19 protein-coding genes are annotated in these 24,135 nt (G+C 50.2%); 16 read left to right on the plus strand and 3 right to left on the minus strand.

What is annotated here, in order from left to right; genetic code table 11:
- Positions 1-25 precede the first annotated feature (25 nt).
- From FYJ34_RS10390 to FYJ34_RS10415, 7 genes are all read left to right on the plus strand, one after another.
- Complete coding sequence (locus tag FYJ34_RS10390; RefSeq protein ID WP_154478376.1) at positions 26-1,381, plus strand: sodium-dependent transporter; 1,356 nt, start codon at positions 26-28, stop codon at positions 1,379-1,381.
- A gap of 127 nt (positions 1,382-1,508) precedes the next feature.
- Positions 1,509-2,225: a YoaK family protein gene (locus tag FYJ34_RS10395; protein WP_235899437.1), complete on the plus strand. Its 717-nt coding sequence runs from the start codon at positions 1,509-1,511 to the stop codon at positions 2,223-2,225.
- A gap of 63 nt (positions 2,226-2,288) precedes the next feature.
- Positions 2,289-2,486 carry a hypothetical protein gene (locus FYJ34_RS13225; protein ID WP_235899438.1) on the plus strand — a complete coding sequence of 66 codons (198 nt, stop codon included), beginning with the start codon at positions 2,289-2,291 and terminating at the stop codon, positions 2,484-2,486.
- Positions 2,444-3,625, plus strand: a complete 1,182-nt coding sequence (locus tag FYJ34_RS10400; protein WP_235899493.1) for a Gfo/Idh/MocA family protein — start codon at positions 2,444-2,446, stop codon at positions 3,623-3,625. Before FYJ34_RS13225 ends, FYJ34_RS10400 begins: the two co-directional genes overlap by 43 nt.
- Positions 3,626-3,693: 68 nt before the next feature.
- Entirely contained in the window at positions 3,694-4,887 is a 1,194-nt protein-coding gene (locus tag FYJ34_RS10405; protein WP_154478378.1) for a PP-loop family protein, read from the plus strand.
- Between the two features lie 29 nt (positions 4,888-4,916).
- Positions 4,917-5,645, plus strand: coding sequence for a phosphatase (locus FYJ34_RS10410; protein WP_154478380.1), 729 nt, complete (start codon positions 4,917-4,919; stop codon positions 5,643-5,645).
- Between the two features lie 45 nt (positions 5,646-5,690).
- The gene (locus FYJ34_RS10415; protein WP_154478382.1) at positions 5,691-6,260 is read left to right on the plus strand and encodes a GNAT family N-acetyltransferase; all 570 of its coding nucleotides are present in this window, start codon (positions 5,691-5,693) and stop codon (positions 6,258-6,260) included.
- Positions 6,261-6,413: 153 nt separating this feature from the next.
- On the opposite strand, the gene FYJ34_RS10420 is transcribed toward FYJ34_RS10415, so the two are convergent.
- On the minus strand, positions 6,414-6,701 hold the full coding sequence (locus FYJ34_RS10420) for a YerC/YecD family TrpR-related protein (RefSeq protein WP_154478384.1): 288 nt from the start codon (positions 6,699-6,701) through the stop codon (positions 6,414-6,416).
- A 229-nt stretch (positions 6,702-6,930) separates the two neighbouring features.
- On the opposite strand from FYJ34_RS10420, the gene nagA reads away from it, so the two are divergent.
- Genes nagA through FYJ34_RS10435 form a run of 3 tightly spaced genes read left to right on the plus strand, consistent with a single transcriptional unit; the run spans position 6,931 to position 12,496 of the window.
- The gene (nagA, locus tag FYJ34_RS10425) at positions 6,931-8,127 is read left to right on the plus strand and encodes an N-acetylglucosamine-6-phosphate deacetylase (RefSeq protein ID WP_154478386.1); all 1,197 of its coding nucleotides are present in this window, start codon (positions 6,931-6,933) and stop codon (positions 8,125-8,127) included.
- Complete coding sequence (locus tag FYJ34_RS10430) at positions 8,124-9,272, plus strand: exonuclease SbcCD subunit D (RefSeq protein ID WP_154478388.1); 1,149 nt, start codon at positions 8,124-8,126, stop codon at positions 9,270-9,272. Before nagA ends, FYJ34_RS10430 begins: the two co-directional genes overlap by 4 nt.
- Positions 9,269-12,496, plus strand: coding sequence for an AAA family ATPase (locus FYJ34_RS10435; protein WP_154478390.1), 3,228 nt, complete (start codon positions 9,269-9,271; stop codon positions 12,494-12,496). The genes FYJ34_RS10430 and FYJ34_RS10435 overlap by 4 nt, the downstream gene beginning before the upstream one ends.
- Before the next feature lie 151 nt (positions 12,497-12,647).
- On the opposite strand, the gene FYJ34_RS10440 is transcribed toward FYJ34_RS10435, so the two are convergent.
- The gene (locus FYJ34_RS10440) at positions 12,648-13,316 is read right to left on the minus strand and encodes a TetR/AcrR family transcriptional regulator (protein WP_154478392.1); all 669 of its coding nucleotides are present in this window, start codon (positions 13,314-13,316) and stop codon (positions 12,648-12,650) included.
- Between the two features lie 284 nt (positions 13,317-13,600).
- Between FYJ34_RS10440 and FYJ34_RS10445 the strand changes: the two genes are divergently transcribed.
- The 3 genes from FYJ34_RS10445 to FYJ34_RS10455 are packed head-to-tail and all read left to right on the plus strand — an operon-like array spanning position 13,601 to position 17,751.
- Positions 13,601-14,926: a glycine/sarcosine/betaine reductase component B subunit gene (locus FYJ34_RS10445; RefSeq protein ID WP_154478394.1), complete on the plus strand. Its 1,326-nt coding sequence runs from the start codon at positions 13,601-13,603 to the stop codon at positions 14,924-14,926.
- Positions 14,927-14,940: 14 nt separating this feature from the next.
- Positions 14,941-16,245 carry a betaine reductase selenoprotein B gene (grdH, locus tag FYJ34_RS10450; RefSeq protein WP_154478396.1) on the plus strand — a complete coding sequence of 435 codons (1,305 nt, stop codon included), beginning with the start codon at positions 14,941-14,943 and terminating at the stop codon, positions 16,243-16,245.
- A 12-nt stretch (positions 16,246-16,257) separates the two neighbouring features.
- The gene (locus tag FYJ34_RS10455; protein ID WP_154478398.1) at positions 16,258-17,751 is read left to right on the plus strand and encodes a BCCT family transporter; all 1,494 of its coding nucleotides are present in this window, start codon (positions 16,258-16,260) and stop codon (positions 17,749-17,751) included.
- A gap of 187 nt (positions 17,752-17,938) precedes the next feature.
- On the opposite strand, the gene FYJ34_RS10460 is transcribed toward FYJ34_RS10455, so the two are convergent.
- Complete coding sequence (locus FYJ34_RS10460) at positions 17,939-19,426, minus strand: DUF1846 domain-containing protein (RefSeq protein ID WP_154478400.1); 1,488 nt, start codon at positions 19,424-19,426, stop codon at positions 17,939-17,941.
- A gap of 163 nt (positions 19,427-19,589) precedes the next feature.
- On the opposite strand from FYJ34_RS10460, the gene ftsH reads away from it, so the two are divergent.
- The 3 genes from ftsH to scfA all read left to right on the plus strand — a co-directional run bounded on the left by ftsH (position 19,590) and on the right by scfA (position 24,058).
- Positions 19,590-21,677, plus strand: coding sequence for an ATP-dependent zinc metalloprotease FtsH (ftsH, locus tag FYJ34_RS10465; protein ID WP_154478402.1), 2,088 nt, complete (start codon positions 19,590-19,592; stop codon positions 21,675-21,677).
- A 1-nt stretch (position 21,678) separates the two neighbouring features.
- Positions 21,679-23,526 carry an excinuclease ABC subunit UvrC gene (gene uvrC / locus FYJ34_RS10470; protein WP_154478404.1) on the plus strand — a complete coding sequence of 616 codons (1,848 nt, stop codon included), beginning with the start codon at positions 21,679-21,681 and terminating at the stop codon, positions 23,524-23,526.
- 388 nt (positions 23,527-23,914) lie between these two features.
- Positions 23,915-24,058: a six-cysteine ranthipeptide SCIFF gene (scfA, locus tag FYJ34_RS10475; RefSeq protein WP_154478406.1), complete on the plus strand. Its 144-nt coding sequence runs from the start codon at positions 23,915-23,917 to the stop codon at positions 24,056-24,058.
- Positions 24,059-24,135 lie beyond the last annotated feature (77 nt).

Here is a 24,135-nt window from a genome sequence, read left to right on the forward strand (position 1 = left end):
GAAAGAGAGATGAGGAGGACAAACTATGCAGAGAGAACGCTTAGGGAGCCGGCTGGGCTTCATATTGTTGAGTGCCGGCTGCGCGATCGGGATCGGAAACGTGTGGAAATTCCCGTATATGGCAGGACAAAACGGAGGAGGAGCCTTTGTACTCATCTATTTGTTTTTCCTGATCGTGATGGGAGTTCCGGTAATGACGATGGAATTCGCCATGGGACGTGCCAGCAGAAGATCGCCGGTTCGTCTGTACCAGCAGTTGGAAAAACCCGGGAGTAAGTGGCACATCCACGGCTATATCGCCATGATCGGAAACTATGTGCTGATGATGTTCTATACGACGGTGGCAGGATGGATGATCCGATATTTTGTGGACACGGCAAGAGGTGAATTTGAGGGAGCCGGAGCAAAGGAAGTGGCGGCCAGATTCGGTGAAATGCTGTCGCAGCCTGTGCCTATGGTGATCTACATGGGGATCGTGGTGTGCGGCGGATTTGCCATCTGTTCCATCGGCCTGCAAAAAGGACTGGAGCGGATCACCAAGTATATGATGGTGGCCCTGATACTGCTTATCATCGTACTGGCCGTCAACAGTATCCTGCTGAAGGGCGGGGCGGAAGGATTGAAGTTTTACCTGCTTCCCGATTTTGGAAAGGTGGCAGAGATCGGTGTGGGAAAGGTGATCGTAGCAGCCATGAACCAGTCGTTCTTCACGCTGAGTCTGGGAATCGGAGCCATGGCTATTTTTGGAAGCTACATCAACAACAAAAAGGCGCTGATGGGAGAGTCCATCAATGTGGCGGTGCTGGATACTTTTGTGGCCCTGATGTCCGGTCTGATCATTTTCCCTGCATGTTATGCATACGGCGTGGAGGCGACCAGCGGGCCGAGCCTGATTTTCATTACCCTGCCGAATATTTTCAACCACCTGTCATACGGAAGGTTCTGGGGAAGTCTCTTCTTTATTTTCCTGACTTTTGCAGCCTTTTCAACGGTACTGGCAGTGTTTGAAAATATCATTGCCTGCACCCGGGATCTTTTCTCCTGGAGCAGACAAAAGGCTTCGATTGTTAACTGTATCCTGATATTTGTACTATCCCTTCCCTGTGCTTTGGGCTTTAATGTACTGAGCCGGGTTCAGCCGATGGGAAAAGGGACAGGCATTCTGGATCTGGAGGATTTCATCGTCAGCAACCTGCTCTTGCCCCTGGGATCTTTGATCTTTGTTCTGTTCTGTGTTTCCAGGTATGGATGGGGATGGGACAAATTTATGGAGGAAGCCAACAAAGGAGAAGGCGCGAAGGTGAAGTCCTGGATGAGAGGATATGTTACCTTTGTGATTCCTGTGATGATCCTGGTGATCTTTGTTCTCGGACTGATTTAAAAAGAACTGCCCGTTTCCAGATTCCGGATGGATTGGAACGGGCAGTTTTTGACGGAAAAGAAACCTTGTGTTAGAATGAAAAAAAGTGTTTTTACACGAGAAACAGAGGGAAAAGGAGGAGGAGAACATGCGGATGCGACGCCATATCAGGGAAAGAATGACGCACCAGGAGCAGGTATCGGAAGCGCTGATCCTCAGCCTTTTTCTGGCATTCAGCGGAGGACTGCAGGATGCCTACACCTATATGATCCGAGACCATGTGTTTGCAAACGGGCAGACGGGCAACGTGGTACTGATGAGCGCAGGATTTATGGAGGGCAACTGGAAGATGGGACTCCGTTACCTGATTCCCGTACTGGCATTTGCGGCAGGGATCTTTCTGGCGGAGATCATAGGGACCCGGTACAAATGGGCTCGTCTGCTGCATTGGAGACAGGGGATCCTTCTGATGGAGATCGGGCTTATGATCGGCGTGGGGCTTTTGTCCAGGGAATACAATCTGTTGGCAAACTGCATGGTCTCCTTTGCCTGTGCGCTGCAGGTACAGACGTTTCGGAAGGTGTGCGGCCATGCCTACGCCAGTACCATGTGTATCGGCAATCTAAGAAGCGGGACGGAAGCCTTGTCCGTCTACCTCCGGCACAGAAAAAAGGAGGACAAGGACAGGGCAGGCTATTATTTTTCCGTCATCGCCGTGTTTGCTGTAGGTGCGGGGACAGGTGGGCTTCTCTCCGGATATTTTCAGGAAAAGACCATTTGGATCTCCTGTGTGATATTGGTGCTGTGCTTCCTTTTGATGGAGCTGGACCGTCTGGAACAGGAAGCCAAGGATTATAAAGAGTAGAAAAAGGCAAACGGACAACTGCAGCAAAGGGAAAGGCGGCAGCAGATATAAAGGAATGCAGATATGGGAAGATGCATAAGGGTAGCCATCGCAGGGCTGGGAAGCAGAGGATATGACGTTTACGGAAGGGCGATCAAAGCACATCCGGACAAAATGCGGATCGTAGCTGTAGCAGATCCGGATCCGGAAAAGAGAAAAAAGCACAGGAGGAGTACGGACTGTCAGAGCAGCAGTGTTTCTTCGACTGTGAAGAGTTGCTGAAGGCGCCGAAACTGGCAGACGTACTGGTGATTGCGACGCTGGACAAAGATCATGTGTCTCACGGAGTACCGGCGCTGGAAAAAGGATATGACCTGCTTTTGGAAAAGCCGATCGCTCCCAGTAAGGAGGCGTGCGACAGACTTCTGGATACAGCCAGAGCATACAACCGGATCGTGATGGTCTGTCATGTACTGAGGTATACGCCTGTTTACCGGAAAGCGCGGGAGATCCTGCGCTCCGGAGAGATCGGGAAGATCGTGGCGATCACAGCGACAGAAAATATAGGATGGTTTCACTATACCCACAGCTTTGTCCGGGGGACCTGGGCAAGGGAGGAAGAAACCAGTCCGATCATCCTGCAGAAGTGCTGTCATGATATGGATCTGTATCTGTGGCTGGCAGACAAGCGCTGCAAAAAGATTTCTTCCTTCGGGGGACTGTATCTATTTTCCCGGGAGCAGGCGCCCAGGGGAGCGGCGAAGCGATGCCTGCAGGGATGTGCGGCGAAGGAGGACTGTATTTTTGACGCGGAAAAGATCTATCTCCGGCACAGGCTGATGGGCTATGGGAATAAAAACAGAAGATGGCCGCTGGACGGAGCGGTTTCCCCGGAAGATCCCAAGGGGTCGATCCGCCGGCTTCTGGAGGAGGGACGCTACGGAAGGTGCGTCTACGCCTGCGACAACACCGTGCCGGATCATCAGGTGGTACAGATGGAGATGGAGGACGGATCCACCTTCAACTTTACCATGTGCGGTCATACGTCCGATATTTCCAGGGCTGCCAAATTTATGGGTACAAAGGGAGAAATGATCCTGCGGCTGAATCCGGACGATGTGGAGGCCTGCGAAATTACCGTAAGGATTTTTGGACTGGAGGAAAGGAGCTATTCTGTCAGGATCCGGGAGCTGGCCCGGGATTTTTCCGGACACAGCGGAGGGGAATCCCGGATGCTTCAGGAATTCTTTGATGTGATCAGCGGAAAAGACCGGGAAAAAGACGGCACCACCCTGCTGGAACAGTCTATGGAAAGCCATTACTGTGCGCTGGCGGCGGAAGAGTCCAGAAAGCGGGGCGGGGCAGTGATCGGGATGGAAGAATTCAGAAGCCGGAGGAGAGAACCTTTTCAGGCTGTCTGAAAAGGAAGGGACAGACCCTGTCCTGCAGATAAAACGTAATAAAAAAAGACAGATAGATGGAGAAAACGATGAAGAAAATTACAGCAGAAGAATTGGAAACCGTACAGAAAGATGCCTGTATCATACTGGACATCCGGAGTGAGGAAGATTATGAAAGAGGCAATCTGGGAAGCGGGCTGCACATTCCTTTGCAGAAGCTGGAGGGAAGATATCAGGAGATCCCAAAGGGCTATCCGGTGTACGTGCTGTGTCACGGAGGAGAACAGAGCATGGATGTGGTGGATACCCTCAGCAGGATGGGCTACGACGCCTACAATGTGGAGGGCGGATACAGAGGGATCCTAAGAAGACAGCTGGAGGCGACGGTTGCCAAAGCAGATGCGCTGGAGGAAAAGACGAAGGACATTGAAAAAAGCATCATAAAAAAATTCCGTAAGCCTATCTGGAGGCAGTTTACCAAGGCTATTAAGGAATACCGACTGATCCGGGACGGGGACAAGATCGCCGTCTGTATCTCCGGAGGGAAGGATTCCATGCTGATGGCAAAGCTTTTGCAGGAATTGAAACGGCACGGACAAAGTACGTTTGAACTGGTGTTTCTGATCATGAATCCGGGGTACAATGCAGATAACTGGAAGATCATCCAGGACAATGCAAAGGTTCTGGGGATTCCGCTGACAGTGTTTGAAAGCGATATTTTTGACGTGGTGGCAGAAATTGAAAAAAGTCCCTGCTATCTGTGCGCCAGAATGAGAAGAGGGTATCTGTATTCCAAGGCAAAGGAACTGGGATGCAACAAGATTGCCCTGGGGCATCATTTTGACGATATGATCGAAACGGTATTGATGGGAATGTTTTACAGCGGGAAGATCGAAACCATGATGCCTAAGCTGCACAGCAAAAACTTTGAAGGGATGGAGCTGATCCGCCCCATGTATATGATAAAAGAGGCAGCCATCAAGCACTGGAGGGATTATAACGGGCTGCACTTTATCCAGTGTGCCTGCCGGTTTACGGAGCACTGCTCCATCTGCGGAGGGGAGAAGGGATCCAAAAGAGATGAAATGAAAGCGCTGGTGTCTCATTTCAGAACCGTCAGTTCGGTGGTGGATCAGAATATTTTCAGAAGCGTCCACAATGTAAACCTGGGGACTCTCATCGGATATCATAAAGGCGAGGAAGCCTATTGCTTTCTGGATGACTACGAGGAAAGAGGAAGAGGAAAGAAAGAGGCGGATCCGTCAGAGCAGGAAGACGCATAAGGAAAAAGGGGAACGGGAAAGGAGCTATTATGAAAATGGAAATAGATACACATATGCACACGATTTCCAGCGGACATGCCTACAGCTCGCTGAGAGAAATGGCAAAGATGGCAGCGGAGAAGGGACTGAAGGCTATCGGGATCACAGATCATGCGCCGGATATGCCCGGGAGCTGTCATCTGTTTCATTTTCAGAATCTCCGTGTCGTTCCAAAGCAGATGTACGGCGTCCGTCTTTTGATGGGAAGCGAGGTGAATATCCGGAACGGCCTGGGAGAAGTGGATCTTCCCGTAGAGATCCTAAGAAAGCTGGATCTTGTGGTGGCAAGCATACATCCGCCCTGTTACGAGGGAGACTGCACCCTGGAAGAGATCACCAGGTGCTATGAGCGGGTGATGGAAAGCGGGGTGGTGGATATCATCGGTCACCCGGATGACGGAAGATTTCCGGTGGATTATGAACGGCTGGCCAGGAAGGCGAAGGAAACAGGTACCCTTTTGGAGCTGAATAACAGCTCTTTAAAGCCGGGAGGGTTCCGGCTGAACACCAGAGAAAATGCCGGGAAGCTTCTGCGCGCTTGTATGAAGGAGCAAACAAAGATCGTATTAGGCTCGGATGCACATGTGGACTGCGATGTGGGAACCTTTGCATATGCGGAGGCCGTCCTGGAAGAAGCAGGGTTTCCGGAGGAACTGGTAGTCAATACATCGGCAGAGCAGGTGGAAGCCTTTCTGAAAGAAAAAAGGGAGATAAAATAGGATACAAGCCGGCAGCTGCGGAAAGGAAAAGGGAGACGAAAGCATATGACGATCAGAGATGCCAGATGGGAGGACGCCAGGGAACTTTGCGAAATCTATCGATACTATGTGGAAAAAACGGCGATCACGTTTGAATATGAGACTCCGGATCTTCAGGAATTTCAAAGGCGGATGACCGGGATCATGGAAAAATATCCCTATCTGGTACTGGAGGAGGACGGAGAAATAAAAGGGTATGCGTATGCAGGTCCTTTTGTAGGAAAAGCTGCGTATGACTGGTCCTGCGAGCTGACGATCTATCTTGCCCGGGGCGTGCAGGGACAGGGATACGGACGGAGGCTGTATGAGGCTTTGGAAGAGGCGCTGGGAAGCATGGGGATACAGAATCTGTACGCCTGCATCAGCTATCCGGAGACGGAAGACGACTATCTGAACAAGAACAGTGCGGATTTCCACGCCCATCTGGGATTTCGGCTGGCGGGGAAATTTTTGCGGTGCGGGTATAAGTTTGAACGCTGGTATCATATGATCTGGATGGAAAAAGAGATAGGAGAGCATCGGAGGGATCAGCCTCCGGTCAGAAGCTATGCGGAGATTTCCGGGAGAAGATCATAGAGGGATCCTGGCGGAGCAGTTGTATCTCACAGGATGCAATTCCCTGATTTCCGGAGAAAAATAAAAAGACAAGAGGACGGCGCCGGTATCCGGGAAGCAGTCCTCTTGTTGCGTTTAACAGAATCATCATGATCTGACAGGAAGTTGGTGGGATTATTTGCAGATCCGCTCAAAGACCATGTCGTATCCGTCGTTGCCATAGTTGAGAGAGCGGTTGACCCTGCTGATGGTAGCGGTGGAGGCGCCGGTTTTTTCAGCGATCTCCAGGTAGGTTTTATTTTCCCGGAGCATCTTGGCTACTTCAAAACGCTGGGAAAGAGAAACCAGTTCGTTGATGGTACAGATGTCCTCAAAAAACTGATAGCATTCTTCTTTGTCTTTCAGGCTCAGGATGGCGGAAAAAAGAAAATCCACAGCCTCTGTTCTGATTTTTTTATTCATATTTTATCCCCTTTGATGTTATTAAATACAGTTTCTTAAATTTTAGCACAGTAAATTCATAAAGTCTATAGTTTTTTCGGAAGAAGCAATATTTTTCAGGTTTCAAGGGAGAAGGGTTTCACAGGGAGAACAGCATGCAGATTTGTGTGCAAAGACGCATTCTTATTTGTTTTTGTGCAGGGGTATGGTACTATAAAAACAGAATGTTCACAGCAGGAGGAAGAAGATCATGATCATAAAAAATATCCGGGTATATAAGGAAGACAGACAGTTTCACAAGGGAGAAATTGCTATCAGTAGCGGAGTGTTTACGGAACGGCTGGAGGAAGGAGGAGAGGAGATCCTGGACGGAGAAGGCTGCTATGCGATTCCGGGGTTGATCGACATCCATCTCCATGGCTGTATGGGCTATGATTTTTGTGACGGAACCTGTGAAGCGATCAGGAAGATCGCGGAATACGAGGCGGAGGTGGGCGTGACAGCCATAGCGCCGGCTACCATGACCCTTCCGGCAGAGGAGCTGGAACAGATCCTTTCCACGGCGGCGGCCTACAAAAAGACGCAGCAGGATGTCAGGGAGGCGGATCTGGTAGGGATCAACATGGAGGGACCCTTCATCAGCAGGGCAAAGAAGGGAGCCCAGGACGAAACGCATATCCTTCCCTGCAGTATCGAGCTGGGAAAGCGGTTTGTAAAAGCATCCGCAGGCCTGGTGAAGTATATGGGGATCGCTCCGGAAGAAAGTGAGGATGCGGCGGCGTTTATCCGGGAAATGAAAAAAGATGTGACGGTGGCGTTGGCACATACCAATGCAGATTACCAGAAAGCAATGGAGGCCATGGAGGCAGGTGCCAGCCATGCCGTCCATCTTTACAATGCCATGCCGCCCTATACGCACAGGGAGCCCGGTGTAATAGGAGCCGTATCCGATACGCCGGATGCATATGCCGAGCTGATCTGTGACGGGGTACATGTACACGGAGCGGCAGTTCGGGCTACTTTTAAGATGCTGGGAGCCGAAAGGATCATTCTGATCAGCGACAGTATGAGAGCCACAGGAATGGGAGACGGCACCTATACGCTGGGAGGGCTGGAAGTGGAAGTGAAAGAGAACCAGGCGCGGCTGGCGGCAGATCAGGCGCTGGCAGGCTCTGTGACCGACCTGATGGGCTGCATGAGGAATGCGGTACAGAATATGGGAATCCCTCTGGAGGAAGCGGTGGGCTGTGTCACCTGCAACCCTGCCAAAAGTCTGGGAATATATAAAAGCTACGGTTCGATCTCGCCGGGGAAAAAAGGAAATGTAGTTCTTCTGGATGAGGGGCTGCAGGTCAGGGCGGTTATCAAGGACGGAGTGATCCGAGTCAATCGCCTCACAGGAGCTGGAACAGAGGAAGATCCGGGAAAGCGGGGAAGGAACGTATGAAATTTTTTCATTTGTCAGATCTGCACATAGGAAAGCAGCTGCATGGATATAGTCTGAAGGAAGATCAGGAGCATATTTTAAAAGAAGTAGTGGCGTATGCAAAGGTATTAAAACCGGATGCAGTGATCATTGCCGGAGACGTTTATGACAAGTCGGTGCCATCCGCAGAGGCGGTGCAGTTGTTCAACCGATTTTTGACGGAGGTATTTGCGTTGCCGGATCCGGTGGCTATCCTGGTGATCAGCGGCAATCATGATTCGGCAGAAAGACTCCGGTATGCGGAAGAGATCCTGGAAACTCAGCAGATCTATCTGGCGGGTAAACTTCCGGAAACGCCGCAAGAAAGAATCAAGAAGGTAACTTTAAAGGATGCATACGGAGAGGTGGATTTTTATCTGCTTCCGTTTTTAAAGCCGTCTTATTTGAAAACCGGCAAAGAAGAGGGGCAGCCCTCCTCTTATACACAGGCAGTGGAACAGCTTCTGCTGCGGGAGAACATAGACTTCCAGAGGAGAAATGTAATTGTTTCTCATCAGTTTTATATGGGAAGCAGTGCGCCCAAGACCTGTGATTCAGAGATCCTTTCCATCGGAGGTCTGGACAGCGTGGAGGCTTCTCTTCTTCTCCCCTTTGACTATGCGGCGCTGGGGCATCTTCACAGAGGACAGAAAATAAAGGCGGAGCACATCAGGTACTGCGGAACTCTTTTGAAATATTCGGTCAGTGAAAGCGGAGACGAAAAAACTCTGAAGGTGGTTACGCTGGAAGAAAAGGGAAAGGCGGCGTCGGTGGAAGAATTTCCCCTGCACCCCAGGCGGGACGTAAAAACAAAAAGGGGAACGCTGGAGGAGATACTGGCAGAGGCAAAGGAAGAAGAGCGGGAGGATTATGTCAGCATTACCCTGACGGATGAAGTGCAGCCTTTCAAACCAAGAGAACAGCTGGAGAGAAAGTTTTCACATATTCTGGAGATCAAAGCGGATAACAGCAGGACCAGGAGCAGGGTATTGATGGAAGCGGAGCCGGTGCTCCTTAGAAGTCCCCTGGAAAATTTCCGGCTGTTTTACCGGGAAATACAAGGAAGAGAACTGACGGGAAGCGAGGAGGAGATCCTTCAGGAAATATGTAGGGAGATGGAAGAATGAAACCAAAAACACTAAGGATGTCGGCGTTCGGCTCCTATGCCTCGGAAACGGTCGTGGATTTTCAGGGGATCTCAAACGGACTGTTTCTCATAACAGGCGACACCGGTTCGGGGAAAACCACCCTGTTTGACGCGATGGTGTATGCCTTATATGACGGGAGCAGCGGAGGCAAGCGGGATGGAAGCATGATGCGGAGCAAATATGCGGGAGAAGACAGCCCCACTTTTGTGGAATATCGATTTGAATGCGGCGGTAAGACCTACTGCATTAAAAGAAGTCCGGAATACCTGCGCCGGGGAAAGAAAAAGCGTTCGGACGGCAAGATCCCTCTCGTAAAGGAAGCCTCCTCGGTAGAGCTGACTCTTTCAGATGGCAAATTGTTCCGGGGCAGTAAGAAAGAAACAAATCAGAAGATCGTGGAGATCGTGGGACTGGACAGGGAGCAGTTTCTCCAGGTAGCGATGATCGCACAGGGAGAATTTGTCAGGCTTCTCCATGCAGACTCCAGAGAGAGAAAAAAGATTTTTTCAAAGCTGTTTCGCACGGGGATCTACGGAAGAATACAGGAAGATCTGAAACAAAGAGCGTCCTTGCTGAAGGGAGAGCTGGAAGAGGGGTTAAGAGAGGTGTGCAGAGAACTGGAGAAACTGGAGACAGATCCTTCCTGGGGACTGCAGCTAAAGGAAACAGACAGAGAAGTTATAGCGATCGAAGAGATAAAGGAGCAGCTGAAACGGGTAGAGGAAGAGTCCATCCGGGAAGAGAAGGTTCACCGGCGGAGTTATGAAGAAAAGAAAGACGCTTACGAAAGCACGGAAAGAGAAAGAAAGGAGCAGGAACATCTTTTTCAGATAGGCAGAAGCTGGGAGAAAGAATGTGTTCTGGAGCAGGAGTTTTTGAAGCAGGAAGAAGAGATCCTTCTTTTGCAGAGAAAAATAGAACTGGCGGAAAAGGCAGAGCCGATCACAGAGATCCTCCTGGAAAAAAAGAAGCAGGAAGCGGAAAGGGAATTGCTGAAAGAAGCAAGGAAGGAAACCCTGTCTGCCAAAACAGAACTGGAGGAGAAAAAGAAAGATCTGGAGAAAGAGGGACAGGATGCGAAGCTGCGATTCCAGGCGCTTCGGGAGGCTTATGCAGACCGGGTGGTCACTCTCAGAAATGTACTGCCATCTTATAGGAAGCTGGAAAGCATCCGACAGGAGCGGGAGAAAAACAAACGGCAGGAAGAAGATGTGAGAAGACAGACGGAAGAGCTGCAGCGGAAGCTGAAATCCTGGGAAAAGAGAAGGGAAGAACTGGATAAGCGGCCGGGAGCCAGGGAGGAACTGCTTCTTTGGGAAGAACAGATAAAAAGGAGCCTGAAAGAAGAAAGAGAACAGAAAGACCTTTTGAAACGCTGCGAAGCACAGGAACGGGAGCTGGAAAAGACCGAAAAAGAGGTGGAGAAAAAGAGAAGAGAATTTTCTTTGCTGCAAGAGGAATACAGAGCAAAAAGCCAGAGCTATGAGGAGGAATATACACGCTACCTGGAAGTGCAGGCGGGAATCCTGGCGCAGCGGCTGGAAGAGGGGAAGCCCTGCCCGGTATGCGGCGGGATCCATCATCCGGCGCCCTGTGTCCTGCCGGAGACGGCGCCTACAAAAGACCAGGTCCGGCAGCAAAAAGAGGCGCTGACCAGGTGTATGCAGGAAAGAGAAGCCTGCAGAGACGAACTGCAAAAGATTTCCGAGCGCTGCGGGGGCGAAAGAGGAAAACTGGAGAGCAGCCTCAAAGAATGGTTTGCAAAGGAAAGGCAGTGGGAGAAAGAAAGACCACAGGAAGAAAAGGGAAGAAGGAAGGAGGTGTCTGACTGGCAAGATTCGGAACAGTACCGGTTCTTTACAGAAAACCGGGAGGGATTTTTTGTGGAAAAACAGGAAGAATATCAGCGCAGAATTGTTCGGTTGGAGCAGTCGGCAGAAGACCTTCAAAAACAAAAAGAGAAAAAACTGAGAGAAGAACAGGAAAAGCAGGTGCTGCAAAAGCAGATAGAAGAGGGGCAGGCAGCCCTTTCCCGGAAAAAAGAAGAAAGAGCGGGAATCCTGGCAGAGCTTGGGCAGTGGAAAGAAAGAGAAAAAGAAATGGAAAAGACTCTTCCGTTTGAGACAGAAGCAAAAGCCAGGGAAAAAATCGACGAGTGGGAAAAGCTGCTGGAGAAGGGCAGGCAGGAAGCGGAAAAAACCTTGCAGATGCTTCAGGCAGTCAAGGAGGAGATCAGCCGAAAGGAAGGAGAACTCTTAAGACAAGAGGAAGAGGCTTCCCGTAAAGAAAGAGAAGCTCTGGCCATCCGGGTCGCCCTGGAAGACAGGATGAAGCGCCAGGGATTTTTGCGCAGGGAAGATTACGAGGCCGGAAGGCTTCCCAAAGAAGAAAAAGAAGCCCTCCGGCGGCGCTGTGAGGAATATTTCCGGAGCCGCAGAGCGGCGGAGGAAAGAAAGGCCCTTTTGGAACAGCAGCTACAGGGGAAAGAGAGAAAAGATCCGACAAAGCTGGAACGGCAGGCAGAAGAGAAAAAGGCGGAGATGGAAGCGGCCATGAAAGGATATATGGAGTGGTTCAGCAAAAGAGAGAACAATCAAAAGGCCATCCGAACGTTGGAAGAGCTGTTTGTCTCCCACAGAGAAAAGATCATGGAATATGAAGTCTTAGAGCAGTTGAACCGGACAGCAAACGGAACGCTGGGAGGAAGTGCGAAAATAGATCTGGAGACTTTCGTCCAACGGCAATATTTCCGCAAGATCTTGGAATCGGCCAACAGAAGATTATATCTGATGACAGGCGGGGAGTTTATCCTTCAATGCCGCAGTCTGGAGCAACTGAGCAACCAGGGGCAGTCCGGACTGGATCTGGATGTTTACGAGATGGTCAGCGGGACCATCAGAGACGTGAAGACCCTGTCGGGGGGAGAGGCATTTCTGGCAGCGCTTTCCATGGCTTTGGGATTCGCTGACGAAATCGAAAAGGAAACGGGCGGGATCCGCCTGGAAACCATGTTTATTGACGAAGGATTCGGGTCTTTGGATGATGAATCCAGAAGGCAGGCGATCCGTGTCCTGGATCAGCTGGCAGGCGAAGCGTATCTGATCGGGATCATCTCACACGTCAATGAATTGAAGGAGCAGATAGACTGTCAGCTACAGGTCAGAAAAACTGCGAAAGGAAGTCGGATCTCCTGGAGCCGTTAGGTACGAAATGTAGAAAACAGCAGACAGACCAAATAAAAATACGGAAGGAACTTCGGAAAATAGAAGATTCCTTCCGTATTTTTGTAAATATAGGAACAAACCAGGCGGCTGTCAGGCGTCGGGGAAGATTCCCGGATGGAAACAGTCAGGATCAGGGGCTTGCCGGATCCTCCCGGTCAATTACCAGGTGCAGCATAGCAAGCATACTGTTTTGCAGGGGACGAGAATCCAGCGAAGGAGTTTCGCATTTCTGACTCAAAAGGCTTTTGGTAAAACAGACGGTGATGTCTGTGACGGTATCTATGTTGTGTTGGGTGACGCGGGTCCGGGCGTCGCCAATCAGCGGAAGAAGGATCTTCCGGCATCGTTCTCTATAATTTTTTCCATAGAACATGGATTCAATATCTGCACTATAGTGTCTTCGCTTGTCCGGAAACAGGTCGTAGTAGACATTTAGGAACAAGGGAAGATCGTCGCCATATTTTCCAAAGAAAAAATTGTAAAAAATACAGGGATACTGAAAAGCAGATTCTGCAAAACAGGTCCAGATAGCGTAAAAGTTTTCGTAGGAATCGGTGTTACGACTCAGAGATTCCAGTGTATCGGTATATTTTTGAAACCGTTTAATAGAAGCCAGCATGATCAGTTCATGCAGATCCTTGAAATAAAAATAGATGGTAGAATTGTGGAAGCCGGAAATCGCTGCGATCTTTCGGGTAGATACGCCCTGGATCCCGTCGGTTTCGATCAATTGCTGGGTTACTTTTATGAAATGGATCAGATTTTCTCTTTTGGAAAGGTCAGTACGATAGTCTATCATGGAAATCCCCCTGTTTGTTTTATCCTTAGGTAGTATACAGGAATAGAAACCAATGTTCAAGAAAAAACGGCTCTGGCCGGTGCCGGAGGCAGGCAGGAAGAAACCGGACAGTATCCAAGGCAGAGCCGGACGGCACAGATATCGAAAAGATCAATAAAGGATATTTGAAATATCTATTGACGATAATCGCGATTGATGGTAGTATGGCTGTATAAATTTATGATTAATCGCGATTAATAAAGGGAAACATTGTAGTAATTGCACAAAGAGAAGGAGGAATAAACATGAGATTGGAGATAGGAAACTTCTATGTGAAGGATATCCGGTTTGGCAAGGAACTGTCTTATCAGGCAGGGATCCTTACGATCCAGAAGGAAGAAGCCCTGAAATTTGTAAGGGAAGACGAGAGGATCACAGAAGCGGAGCTGTATATTGCAAAGCCGGGCGACAAGATCCGTATGTGTCCGGTAAAGGAAGCTATTGAACCACGGGTTCGTCCCGACGGCAGAAGCGTGTTTCCCGGCTACACAGGAGATCTGACCCGTGCGGGAGAGGGTGTGACTCATGCGCTGAAAAACTGCAGCGTGCTGGTGGTAGGAAGACATTGGGGCGGATTTCAGGACGGATTGATCGACATGAGCGGAGAAGGACAGAAGTACACACACTTCGGAGAACTCCAAAATCTTGTGCTGGTTGCCGATACCAACGAAGTGTTTGAGCAGAGAGAGCAGCAAAAGAAGAACGATGCATTAAGAAGAGCCGGCCACAGACTGGCGGAGTATGTGGCACAGTGCATCAAAGAGCTGCAGCCGGAAGAAACAGAAGTGTTTGAGCTGGAGCCCATGATCCGAAGAGCGAACGAGACAGAGAAGCTGCCTTCCGTTGTCTATGTTATGCAGCCGCAGTCCCAGATGGAAGAGCTGGGATACAACGACCTGGCATACGGTTGGGACATGAACCGGATGCTTCCCACCGTCATGCATCCAAACGAAGTGCTGGACGGAGCCATGGTTTCAGGAAGCTTCATGCCGGTTTCCTCCAAATGGTCTACCTATGATTTTCAGAATTGTCCAAACATCAAAGCATTGTACCGGGAACATGGAAAAACGATCAATTTTCTGGGAGTGATCATGTCCAATCTCAATGTGGCCCTGGAACAGAAGGAAAGGGCGGCGCTTTATGTGGCTCAGATCGCCAATACCCTGGGAGCCGATGCGGCAGTGGTAGCAGAAGAAGGCTATGGAAACCCGGATGCGGATTTTGTGGGCTGCATCGTGGCGCTGGAAGATGCGGGCGTGAAGACGGTAGGGATCTCCAATGAGTGTACAGGACGGGACGGGCAGTCACAGCCCCTGGTAACTCTGGACGAGAAGTGTGATGCTATCGTATCCTGCGGAAATGTATCGGAACTGATAGAGCTTCCGCCGATGGAAACGGTGTTGGGAGAACTGGAAGCTTTGGCAAGAGACGGACTGTCGGGAGGCTGGGCAGCGGATGAAAAGCTGGGACCCTCCGTGCGAGAAGATGGTTCCATTATCATGGAGAACAACGCGATGTTCTGCGGCGATCAGGTTTGCGGATGGTCACCGAAGACAATGAAAGAATTTTAAGGAGGAAATTTGCGATGAAAAAGGCGATTTTGTATGTAAATCAGTTTTTTGGCCAGGTCGGAGGAGAGGACAAAGCAGATTTTGCACCGGAGATTCGAGAAGGAAAAGTAGGACCGGCTTTGGAATTTTCAAAAACATTGGAAGCGGAGATCACCCATACCATCATTTGCGGAGACAATTATATGGGATCGCACACAGAGGAAGCGGTAGATCAGATCCTGGATATGCTGGCAGACAAGTCTTTCGATCTGTTTCTTGCAGGACCGGCATTTCAGGCGGGAAGATATGGAGTTGCCTGCGGAACCATATGCAAGGCAGTGAAAGGAAGATATCAGGTACCTGTCATAACCTCCATCAATGAGGAGAATCCCGGCGCAGAGATGTTTAAAAAGGACATGTATGTGCTGCGGGGAGGCAATATTGCATCCAGGATGCGGGCAGATGTCAAGGCAATGGTGAATCTGGCAAATAAAATACTCAGAGGAGAGGAAGTCGACAGCGCAGAGGAAGAAGGATATTTTGCCAGAGGAATACGCCGTCAGGTTTGGCGGGCGGACCAAAAACCGGCATCAGAAAGAATGATCGATATGCTGCTGAAAAAATTAAACGGAGAGCCCTTTGAAACGGAGCTTCCCATGCCGAAGCTGGACAGAGTGCCCATTGCGCCGGCAGTCAAAGATCTGAAACAAGCGAGAATCGCGCTGGTTACCACGGGAGGAATCGTTCCGGTGGACAATCCCGACCGTATTCAGTCCGCTTCCGCAACCCGCTGGGGACGGTACGATATCTCCGGAGACGTGGTGCTGAAAGGGGGAGAATATAAGACGATCCACGCAGGGTTCGATCCGGCAGCGGCAGACGCCCAGCCCAACGTGATCACGCCGGTGGACGCATTAAAGACGCTGGAAAAGGAAGGCGTATTTGGCAGCCTTCATCCTTATTTCTACTCTACCGTAGGAACGGGGACCACGCAGGCGGAGGCAGAGAGGATGGCAGCGGAAATGATCCCTTATTTCCAGGAAGATCATGTAGATGCCGTTATTATGGTCTCCACATGAGGAACCTGTACACGTTGCGGTGCAACGATGGTAAAAGTAATCGAAAAAGCAGGATTCCCTATTGTGCAGATGTGTAATCTGATTCCGGTGGCAAAAACGGTGGGCGCCAACAGGATCGTTCCTACGATCTCTATTCCGTATCCGCTGGGAGATCCGGCGACGACCCAGGAGGATCAGTGGAAATTGAGGTATCACAGAACAAAGGTGGCGCTGGAAGCTCTTGCTACAGACATTGAGGAGCAGACGGTATTTAAGGTATAGAGGGGGATTGGCATGAGAGATAAAAAGACAGGGAATGTTGTGTTTTATGTATCACTGGTGCTGATCGCGGTGATCGCCGTCTGGTCTGTGGCATTTAACAAAAGCTTTACCGTAGTATCCAATGCCGTCTTCACTTTTCTTACAACAAAATTTGGCTGGCTGTATCTTCTGGCGATGGCGGTGTTTTTCCTGTTTGTCCTGTATGTTGCTTTTGGGAAGTATGGAAAGATCCGTCTGGGCGGAGACGATTCCAGGCCGGAATACAGCAATCTGACATGGTTTGGTCTTTTGTTTGGATGCGGAATGGGCGTGGGACTGGTGTTCTGGGGAGTGGCAGAGCCGCTTACCCACTACCTGAATCCGGCAGGAGGAAAGGGGGCAACTCCGGAAGCTGCGGACTTTGCCATGAAATCCTTCTTTATGCACTGGGGGATCCTTCCCTGGGCAAACTATGCGGTGATCGGACTGGCGTTGGCCTATTTTATGTTCCGCAAGAAGAAAAAAGGACTGGTAAGTGGGATTCTGGAACCTCTCATCGGAGAAAAGAGAGCGGAAGGATGGCTGGGAAAGACGGTAGACATTCTTGCGGTATTTGCAACGGTAGCAGGTGTGGTGACTTCTCTGGGGCTTGGAACCCTGCAGATCAATGCAGGATTTCAGCACCTGTTTGGAATCCCGTCCACCTTGGCTGTGCAGATCATCATCATTGTGGTGGTATCGGTGCTCTACATCGGGTCGGCGGTTTCCGGGATCGAAAAAGGAATCAAAGTGATTTCCGATACCAATCTTTATGTGGCGATCGGACTGATGGCAGTGTGCTTTATCGTAGGCCCCAAAATAGAAATCCTGAACAGCTTTGTAAACGGGCTGGGACAGTATGTGGGGAATTTCATTCCGGATGCCCTTCGGATCGACGCCTATGGAGACAATGGCTGGATCGGAAGCTGGCGGGTGTTTTACTGGGCATGGTTTATTGCATGGGCGCCCTTTGTAGGGGTATTTATTGCCAGAATCTCCAAAGGAAGGACCATCAGAGAATTTGTGATGGGCGTCGTACTGGTGCCGGCGCTGGCCTCCTGTATCTGGGGAGCCGTGTTTGGAAGTCTGGGGATCAACCTGGGAGAAAAAGGGATCCTGGCTGTAGAGCAGCTTAAAAAGATCGCGGCAGCACCGGAGGTGGGACTCTTTGTAGTCCTGAAGGAATATCCGCTGGGATTTCTGCTGTCCATTGTAGCGATCATATCCCTTTGCGCGTTTTTTATCACCTCAGCCAATTCAGGAGTCTATGTGCTGTCTATGCTGACGACGGAGGGCGATATCAACCCGCCCAACAATAAGAAGATCCTCTGGGGGATCATCCAGTCTGTTATGGCGGTAGGACTTTTGATGGCAGGCGGCTTAAAGCCTTTGCAGACCATCTCCCTGGCGGCGGCATTTCCTTTTATATTTATTATGTTTGCCGCATGTGCATCTTTTATCAAGGCGATTGGAAAAGAGAAGCTATAACGCGAAAGAAAAAAATCAAACAGCGAGAAAAATAACGAAACGGTCCGGCGCCAAGACGGCAGTAGCCTGATCGGAAGAGATCGATTCTATGAAATGTGTAGACAGAGCCTCCAAAAGGAAAGGGATGTTCCCGCCTTTTGGAGGCTCTGTCGTGTGATGTCCTGTCATCCGGACTTTTCTGTTCGCTTTAGTTTTTTGCAGGATACAGGGATTTTCTTTCCTGAACCGCTTCAAAGGTTGCCTGAATCCCCAGTTTCCTAAACTGCTTCATGTCCACAGACCCCACCATCACAGATGTGTGTGCCTGGCAGCCTTTCAGTTTAGGTAGCTGCTGCAGGGCAAGGCTGGCGTTGGGATCGGTAGCGGCGCTGACAGAAAGTGCGATCAACACTTCGTCTGTGTGGAGCCGGGGATTTTTACTGCCCAAATACCGGGTCTTCAGAGCCTGGATGGGTTCGATGGCGGAAGGGGAGATCACATGTACCTCGTGATCGATCCCGGCAAGTTCTTTCAGGGCATTGAGCAGAAGAGAAGCACATGCGCCAAGAAGCTTGCTGGTCTTTCCTGTAACCATCCGTCCGTCGTCCAGAAGCAGGGCGGCGGCGGGAGCGTTCGTTTCAGCCTCCCGGGAAAGAGCAGCGTCCACCACGCTGCGGTTGTGGATGGTGATACCGGCCTGATTCATCAGCATTTCTACTTTGAAAACCTCTGAATCCGGGCATTCCCCAAACAGTTGTCGGCGGAGAGAATCGTAGTAACGGCGAATGATCTCCTGGCAGGAAGCTTCCTTGCAGGCCTCGTCGTCACAGATACAGTTCCCGGCCATGTTGACACCCATGTCCGTGGGAGACTTGTAAGGACTTTCTCCGTAAATACGCTGGAACATGGCGTTGAGTACCGGAAAGATCTCCACATCCCGGTTGTAGTTGACCGTGGTTTTTCCGTAAGCCTCCAGGTGGAAGGGGTCTATCATATTAATGTCATTTAAGTCTGCCGTAGCGGCCTCATAGGCCAGATTGACCGGATGCTTCAGCGGAATGTTCCAGATCGGGAAGGTTTCAAATTTGGCATAGCCTGCACAAACGCCTCTTTGGTGCTCATGATACAGCTGAGACAAGCAGACTGCCATTTTTCCGCTGCCGGGACCGGGAGCAGTTACCACCACCAAAGGCTTTGAGGTACGGATGTAATCGTTTTTTCCATAGCCGTCTTCGCTTACAATGGAAGGAACGTTGGTGGGATAACCAGGGATCAGATAGTGGCGGTAGACAGGGATACCAAGCTTCTCCAGACGGATCTGGAACAGACGGGCGCTCTCCTGGCCGCTGTATTTGGTGATGACCACGCTGCTGGTAAACAGCCCCTGCTCCTGAAAGGCAGAGCGGAGCCGCAGCACATCCATATCATAGGTAATGCCAAGATCTCCCCGCATTTTATTTTTGTCAATATCTTCCGCACTGATCACAATGATGATCTCAGCCTGCTCGGACAGTTGTTTCAGCATACGGAGCTTGCTGTCCGGCTGAAAGCCGGGAAGGACACGGGAGGCGTGAAAGTCATCAAACAGTTTCCCGCCGAATTCCAAATACAGCTTGTTGTCAAACTGGTCGATCCTCTCCCGAATGTGCTGGGATTGCATCTGCAGATATTTGTCATTATCAAAACCGATTTTCATAGTAGAGCCTTCTTTCTCAAAAATTTCATATCGTCTCCCCAAGGAAGACATATGCCTTTGCCATTATACTATACGGGCGGGAGAGTTTACAATTCTTTTATAATGTTTTTATTGATTTCCCCAGATGTCGTTCGTATAATGAGTTTTGTATAGGAGGATAGGCATGGAAAACAACGGAAGCAATAAAAACGGAAGTAATCGCAACAAAATGGGGATACCCTTTATCATATTTGTGACGCTGATCACGGCGCTTCTGGTGATGGCTCTGAGTAAGCTGCAGAACCAGGGAGGACAGAAGGAGATTTCTTACAATCAGTTCCTGGATATGGTGGAAGAAAAGCAGGTGGAAAAGGTTCAGATCCAGGCGGACAAGATCGTGATCACAGCCAAAAAGCAGGCGGGAGATCCGGAGGCAAAAAAATATTATACGGGAGTGGTGAAAGATGATACCCTTTCAGAACGCCTGTATAAGGCCGGCATCAAGTATGAACAGAAGATACCGGATACCACATCCAGTGTGATCATACAGACACTATTTTCTTTCGTTCCGCTTTTGCTGCTGCTTCTTATGCTGGGCTGGATGACCAGAAAGCTGGCAAAGGGCGGAGGCATGATGGGAATCGGAAAGAGCAATGCCAAGATGTATGTGGAGAAACAGACGGGAGTGTCCTTTAAAGATGTAGCGGGACAGGATGAGGCCAAGGAGTCTCTTCAGGAAGTGGTGGATTTTCTGCACAACCCAAGCAAATATACCAGCGTAGGAGCCAAGCTGCCAAAAGGGGCGCTGCTGGTAGGCCCTCCGGGAACCGGAAAGACGCTTTTGGCAAAGGCTGTGGCGGGAGAGGCCAATGTTCCCTTCTTTTCTTTGAGCGGTTCGGCCTTTGTGGAAATGTATGTAGGCGTGGGCGCTTCCAGGGTAAGGGATCTGTTTAAAGAAGCACAGCAGACGGCGCCCTGTATCATCTTTATCGACGAGATAGATGCGGTAGGAAAAAGCAGGGACAACCAGTTTGGAAGCAACGATGAAAGAGAACAGACACTGAATCAGCTTCTGGCGGAGATGGACGGCTTTGAGAGCAATAAAGGACTGGTGCTTCTGGCGGCCACCAACCGTCCGGAGATCCTGGATCCGGCGCTTTTGCGTCCGGGAAGATTTGACCGCAGGATCATTGTGGAAAAGCCGGACCTGAAGGGGCGTGTGGAAGTTCTGAAGGTACACGCCACCGATGTGAGGATGGACGAAACGGTAGATCTGGAGGCGATTGCGCTGGCAACTTCGGGGGCGGTGGGATCTGACCTTGCCAATATGATCAACGAAGCGGCCATCAATGCAGTGAAAAACGGAAGGAACGCCGTTTCACAAAAAGATCTGTTTGAAGCGGTGGAAGTCGTTCTGGTGGGCAAAGAAAAGAAAGACCGTATCATGAGCCAGGAAGAACGGCGGATCGTATCCTATCATGAGGTAGGGCATGCACTGGTAAGCGCTCTCCAGAAGGATGCAGAACCGGTGCAGAAGATCACCATCGTTCCAAGGACCATGGGAGCGCTGGGGTATGTGATGCAGACGCCGGAGGAAGAGAAGTTCCTCAATACGAAAAAAGAGCTGCAGGCAATGCTGGTGGGAGCGCTGGCAGGACGTGCGGCGGAAGAACTGATCTTTGATACGGTTACGACGGGAGCGTCCAACGACATTGAAAGAGCTACGGCGATTGCAAGAGCCATGATCACGCAATATGGTATGAGTGAAAAATTTGGACTGATCGGTCTGGAATCCATTCAGAACCGCTATCTGGACGGAAGGGCGGTACGTAACTGCGCGGAAGCCACAGCGGCAGAGATCGACAAGGAGATCATGGAGACGCTGCGTCAGGCCTATGAGGAGGCAAAGGCGCTCCTTGCAGAACACAGAGAGACGCTGGACCGGATCGCAGCCTTTTTGATCGAGAAGGAAACCATCACAGGAAAAGAGTTTATGGAGATTTTTCACCAGATCGAAGGAGACAAAGCAGAAGGAGAACCGGGAGAAAAGGAAGCAAGCGGAGATGCCCGCATCGTGATCAACCCGGTGTCAGAAGCTATCTTGAAGGAGGCTGCTGCCTCCCAGGAAACCGTCACCTCTCAGGAAGACACCGTTTCTCAGGAAGCTGCTGCCTCTCAGGAGCCCGTCATCTCCCAGGAAACTGTCGCTTCTCAGGAAGTTATTATCTCCCGGGAAGCGGAAGGAACCACAGAAGAACAGACAGGAAAATAGTATGTTTGATATACAGGAAGAATTAAAAAAACTGCCCGGGAAACCGGGCGTTTACCTTATGCACGATTCTCAGGACCACATCATCTATGTGGGGAAGGCCGTCAGCCTGAAAAACCGTGTTCGTCAGTACTTTCAGACCAGTCGGAATAAGGGCGCCAAGATAGAGCAGATGGTTTCCAGGATCGCACGTTTTGAATACATCGTAACGGATTCGGAGATGGAAGCCCTGGTGCTGGAATGCAACCTGATCAAGGAACATCACCCCCGGTATAACACCATGCTGATGGACGATAAGACATATCCTTTTATTAAGGTGACGGTGGATGAAGCCTATCCCAGGGTGTTTCTGGCAAGAAAGATAGAAAAGGACAAGGCAAAGTATTTTGGTCCCTATCCCAGTGCGGGAGCAGTGAAAGATACCATAGAGCTGATCCGGAAGCTTTACCACATTCGCAGCTGCAACAGGAGATTGCCGAGGGATACGGGGAAAGAAAGACCCTGCCTGAATTACCATATCCATCAGTGCGAGGCTCCCTGTCAGGGATATGTTTCGCCGGAAACCTACAGGAAGTCGGTAGATCAGGTGATCCGTTTTCTGGGGGGCGAGTATGAGACAGTCAGCAAAGAGCTGAGAGCTTCCATGGAGGAAGCGGCAGAGCGGCTGGAATTTGAAAAGGCGTTGGAGTATCGGGAACTTCTGGCCAGTGTGGAGCAGATTTCCCAGAAACAGAAAATGGCCTATACGGCAGGAGAAGACAGGGATCTTCTTGCCATAGCAGAGGAAGGACAGGAGGCGGTGGTCCAGGTGTTTTTTATCCGCGGCGGCCGTCTGATCGGACGGGATCATTTCTATATGCGGACGCAGGGAGAAAAAAGAGAGGAGATCCTGGCCAGCTTTTTGAAACAGTTCTATGGCGGAACTCCCTATGTGCCTTCCGAGATCATGCTTCCTGCAGTGCTTCCTGAGGAGGAACTGTTGGAACAGTGGCTGTCCCGGATCAAAGGCCAGAGGGTACATCTGAAGGTTCCGCAAAAAGGCAGCAAGGAGAGACTGATGGAGCTGGCAGCCCAAAATGCACAGATGGTCCTTCGTACCGACAAAGACCGGTTAAAACGGGAGGAAGAAAAAACAACAGGAGCTGTCCGGGAACTGGAGGGGCTTCTGGGACTGTCGGGGATCGTAAGGATGGAGGCTTTCGACATCTCCAATATCAGCGGCTTTTCTTCGGTAGGCTCCATGGTGGTCTATGAACAGGGCAAGCCGAAAAAGAACGACTACAGAAAATTCAAGATCAAAAGTGTACAGGGACCGGATGACTATGCAAGCATGGAAGAAGTTCTTACCAGAAGGTTTTCAAGAGGGCTGCAGGAGAAAGAAAAAGCTTTGGAAAAAGGGGGCTTTGTCCGTTTTCCGGATCTGATCTTGATGGACGGAGGAAAGGGACAGGTGCATGTGGCAGAGCAGGTGCTGGAAAAACTGAAGCTTGCCATTCCGGTCTGCGGGATGGTGAAGGATGACCGGCACAGAACCAGAGGGCTGTACTATCGGGAGGAAGAAATTCCCATCGCGGGAAACTCCCAGGCCTTCCATCTTATCACAAGGATCCAGGATGAGGCGCATCGTTTCGCCATTACTTTCCATAGAAGCCTCAGAGGAAAAGAGCAGATCCATTCCGTGCTGGATGATATTCCGGGAATCGGGCCTGCCAGAAGGAAGGCGTTGATGAGACATTTTTCCAGCCTGGAGGAGATCCGGCAGGCAGACATCCGGGAACTGAGTCAGCCGGCTGCCATGAATGAGGCGGCGGCCGTCAGCGTTTATGAATTTTTCCATCCGAGGGCCAGATAGATCTCAAATTCAGTTTTGCCGGATCATTTGCCGACAATGATCTGAGCATGGAAGCATCGGAAGGTGTGAAAGGCAGCGAAAGTTGCCTTTTTTACATATCAGGCTATTTGCATGTTGAATATTTTTCGTGTTGAATATTTTTATGGAGAATATTATTTACAACGAATTATGAAGTAGGAGATACACAGTAGATGTTGGCGTTGTAGAAAAACGCGGAACTGATGAAGCCAGTAAAGCGTACAAGAATCAGTTGGAAATTGATTTTGTAGCTAATCCTGGCAGTAAACGGTGTTATATCCAGTATACAAATTGTAAAGGAAAGGATTGCGTAAGCGGCTGTGAAATGCTATAATAACCGAAGTTGAAGAGGTAAGGAGGAGAGATGGTCATGAAACATATCAAGACATTGAATACGCAGACCCTGAACCAGACGGTGAAAAAAGGTGGATGCGGAGAATGCCAGACATCTTGCCAGTCAGCGTGCAAGACGTCCTGTACGGTAGGAAACCAAGTGTGCGAGCAAAAAAAATAGTCGCTGCTTGTAAGAAAGTAGTTTGAAACGGCGATCCGAGGGTCGCTGTTTTTGCGTCGCTTTCCAAAAGTCTCCCG

This window comes from Suipraeoptans intestinalis (assembly GCF_009696485.1).
Taxonomy (GTDB): domain Bacteria; phylum Bacillota; class Clostridia; order Lachnospirales; family Lachnospiraceae; genus Suipraeoptans; species Suipraeoptans intestinalis.